Source organism: Novipirellula sp., assembly GCF_041583735.1.
Taxonomy (GTDB): domain Bacteria; phylum Planctomycetota; class Planctomycetia; order Pirellulales; family Pirellulaceae; genus Novipirellula.
Genome location: NZ_JBFHFD010000807.1, coordinates 1 through 3,387 on the forward strand (window position 1 = coordinate 1; position 3,387 = coordinate 3,387).

The window sequence follows — 3,387 nt, forward strand, 5'->3', positions numbered from 1 at the left end:
ACGGAGACACGGAGTGAGGAGTGAGGAGCTGGTGCAGATTGATTCGTTGTGTTCGCACGCCTTGAGGCTTAGCGGGTGGTAGACAGAAAGATTGGTGCGACAGAAAAATGTTCTAGACGCAGTAGCGGCTGCCCTGTATTTCGATCTTCACCTTTTTGTCACCCATTTTTTTGCCTGTTTTTGGGCATCAGGGGCGGTCGATTTTATTGGGCTCCGGGGGGCGTCGATTTGTGTACGCTGTTCAACCATGCGTCGATTGCCGCTGGTTCCGCGGTTGGCTCGAGTCGTTAATTGCGAAGCGATTGTTCCTTTTGCAGTTTTGTCATGCCGCACTCATTCGCGATCCTTGGCGTGATTCGCGGGCAAGCGTTTGCGAGCGGTATGCGCTGCGAGTCAGATGAATTTCCACGGGGCAAGTGCTGGTGGCGCGGACTTGATCGCGGTTGAAGAGTGCGAAGTGATGCCAGGTGAGAGGTGTCGGCTGGGAGCTGGATGCGCCGGCGGCGCCAGTCCGGTTCGGAGAGGGGGCGGTGACCAATTAGACAAGGATCAAATATTGTGACACCACAAGGAGAAATCCGTGGCAAACCGTGAACACAAAGCGTATCCTAACATCCGAGAGACACCGTTCTACTCGCCCGGAGCACGGCGTATGGCGTTTACAAATGGACATCCTATTGGCCGTGCCCACAGACGACCGACGTTCCCCGACACAAATGAGGCTCTCCACTGGACGCGGTGTTCGCAACTCTGACGCTACTATTTCCACCGATACTTGCAATCGTCATTCGCAGCAGGGGGCGCGCGATTCTATACGGAACGGTCGTTGTTTGGACTTTCATGGTTGCGGGCGCTCAATACAATCTTGCGACTGATCCGGAATACAACAGCCTTGCGCCAGGCATATCAATTGTGGTCGGTTGGCTCCCTGGATTGGTGTATTCGGGACTGTGTGTCTCAATTGTTGCCATTGCATCTGCGATCTCGCGTCGAAACACGAACGAGACGCCTGAACGATGACTTCACGCGGATATACTGGCTGTTGTTTCACACGTTATAGTCGTGCCGTCGTCGATCACTTGGTTGGCGTCAATGCCCGCCGGAAAAGCGGGAAGCCATCCGATGCAACCGAGCGGCGAAGTCGGGCGTTTTGAAGTGGGTGATCAACCGTCGCCGCCGGCTGATCGGTAATGTTATCCGGCTAAAATCCATTCGTGCAACCTTGTGCACTGACCGCAATCTAGGAACCAACGATGAAGTACAAGACGACTTGCGCGTTCGCATTGATCGCAGTTACCTTTATTGGTCTGACCACCTTTAGGTACGCTTTGGCTGATGAAGGCGACCCAGCGGGCCATGTCAACCTGCAAGGCTTAGGGGACAGGCCCGCCTTGGTCGCGTTTGGCACCGGTGGCGAAAGCGGCGGCGGCAACACAGTGCTCGCTAATTGTGCGATCGTCGACATTGGCGGTAAGCGATTTCTCGGGGGAACCGTCACTGACGAGTGTCCGGAGGTTAAGGTTGCATTCGCCGGTCGAACTGCGTACGTTGCACTCGAGCGTATCGTGTACATTCAATATCTTGACGCTGAGAACCCTCAGGACGGTGGATAACCACTAAGGGGTTCCCTTCGCGTACCGCGTAGATTGAACCCGAATCTCTGTCGATGATTTGCATTTAACGAACTGGACGAGAGGGCGTGATTAGCCGAAACTCAGCCCTTTCTTTAACCATCCGATGCGCCGAAGGATCGGGCGTCGCGTTTTGACATGGAAACTCTACTCCCGGTCCTCGGTGATCGGTCCCGTTCGTCGGACTGATGCTGTGCGGCCACGATACCGAATGCCTATGCAGACGAATCCGTACGCACCATCACACAGCCAAAGCCAACACACTGACACTCCGGGGGGACCGGTCTCGCGGATCGCGAGAATGATGGCAACCGCCGCTTCGAGTGTCGGGCTAACAGTCGTCGTATGGGCTGCGCTCGTGATGTTACTCGACAGCCCATTTCTACGCTACAAGGTAATGTGGCCGGGGACCTTGTGGGGCTCAGCCACTATTTGCGCGGGATTCGTTGCCCACTCGCGATTTGCCCTTCGCCCGGTGTTGATGTGCACAGTTGCGTTTGGCATATTCGGTTTGACCTTCATGGCGTTGGAGGGTCCAATCTTTGGAAATCTTTCAACCGGAGGCGACCCAGGAATAACGCGATTTGTCGCATGGAACTTCACGCTACTGCCGCTTGGCGTATTTGCGGCGGCGGAAGCCGGTGTTCGATTGGGCCGTCGCTACCGCGCCAATAAAGCCGACGAACCATGAAGTGCACTGGAGGTCGTGAGCTGATCTTGGGCGATGGAAGGTCCATCGCGCGATCCTCGTGATTTCGGACGTTATCCCGCTCAGGCCTGCTAAAACCTTTGGAGTCCTTATGAAACTACCAACAACACTGTTTGCGTTCGTTGTTGCTTCGCTAGCATCTACGTCGGTGTTCGCTCAGCAAAGTGAGAAAACGGCCGAAGATCGTATTGCGATCCTTCAGAATCGCGTCAGGGAGCTTGAAGCTCTTGTTGCAAAACTTACGCTAGAGAAGCAAGCGGCAGAACAGCCGGCCAGTATTGTCCGGTACGCCAAGTTCAAAGAACTGCAAGCAGATGGCGCAATTGTTCGGATCTTTCCGGCTGACGGTATGACACGCGAATCTGTGTTACCGATGGACATTGCGTTTTTCCCAATTCCCACAACTCATGGGGTCAGGCTTGGTCAAACCGTTTTCTCTGTCGATGATGCTGAATCCCAACTCCTCAAATGGAAAAAGATCGCAAACGATAACGGTGTCAAAAACGTGCAGCTATGGGTGGTTACCGACGACATGCAAAACCCTATTTCTCAACGCTTGCTCACTTTTGGGGTCACTAACTTCCATGCGGCCGGCGGCGAGAACCTGAAGCGGTACAAAAAGCGTTGGGCTGAGACAATGAAGGCTTTTGAGTAATTCTCGCTGCGGGATAACAGAAAATGCACCCGCGTCGCGAAGTCGGGCGTTTTGACAATAGTGAATCTCTCGTGGTGACCGGGTGATTTTGGACTTTCTTGCGGCGATGGTGTGCAGCCTATTGGGGTCGCAATCGTTGTCCAGGTCTCGAACGTTTTTTCCCAGTTCACGTCAACAGCGACATCGTGTCGGGCGAAGGTCACTTTCATTGGAACTTTCTGGTAGTGCAGGCCTTCGCAGCGGATCGATGCGCGGTTGGTCTTAACCGCAGATTTACACAAATGGACACAGATGTGGTTGATCGAGAATCGTATCTGTGTGCATCTGCGTGTATCGGTGGTTGTTAATAACGCCTGGAATGCCACGCCGCTAGATCGCTGCGTTTCCGATTC

3 protein-coding genes are annotated in these 3,387 nt (G+C 54.1%); all 3 read left to right on the plus strand.

Translation table 11 applies throughout. The features are described 5' to 3' along the window. The first annotated feature begins 1,253 nt into the window (after positions 1 to 1,253). Positions 1,254 to 1,613, plus strand: a complete 360-nt coding sequence (locus tag ABX962_RS33040; RefSeq protein WP_372725945.1) for a hypothetical protein — start codon at positions 1,254 to 1,256, stop codon at positions 1,611 to 1,613. A gap of 229 nt (positions 1,614 to 1,842) precedes the next feature. Then, positions 1,843 to 2,322 carry a hypothetical protein gene (locus ABX962_RS33045; RefSeq protein WP_372725946.1) on the plus strand — a complete coding sequence of 160 codons (480 nt, stop codon included), beginning with the start codon at positions 1,843 to 1,845 and terminating at the stop codon, positions 2,320 to 2,322. Between the two features lie 109 nt (positions 2,323 to 2,431). Continuing rightward, positions 2,432 to 2,995: a hypothetical protein gene (locus ABX962_RS33050; RefSeq protein ID WP_372725947.1), complete on the plus strand. Its 564-nt coding sequence runs from the start codon at positions 2,432 to 2,434 to the stop codon at positions 2,993 to 2,995. The last annotated feature ends 392 nt before the right edge of the window (positions 2,996 to 3,387 follow it).

Bases quoted from the DNA above. Each gene is read 5' to 3' on its own strand.
- ABX962_RS33050 (WP_372725947.1), top strand. From the start codon at position 2,432: ATGAAACTACCAACAACACTGTTTGCGTTCGTTGTTGCTTCGCTAGCA.
- ABX962_RS33045 (WP_372725946.1), top strand. From the start codon at position 1,843: ATGCCTATGCAGACGAATCCGTACGCACCATCACACAGCCAAAGCCAA.
- ABX962_RS33040 (WP_372725945.1), top strand. From the start codon at position 1,254: ATGAAGTACAAGACGACTTGCGCGTTCGCATTGATCGCAGTTACCTTT.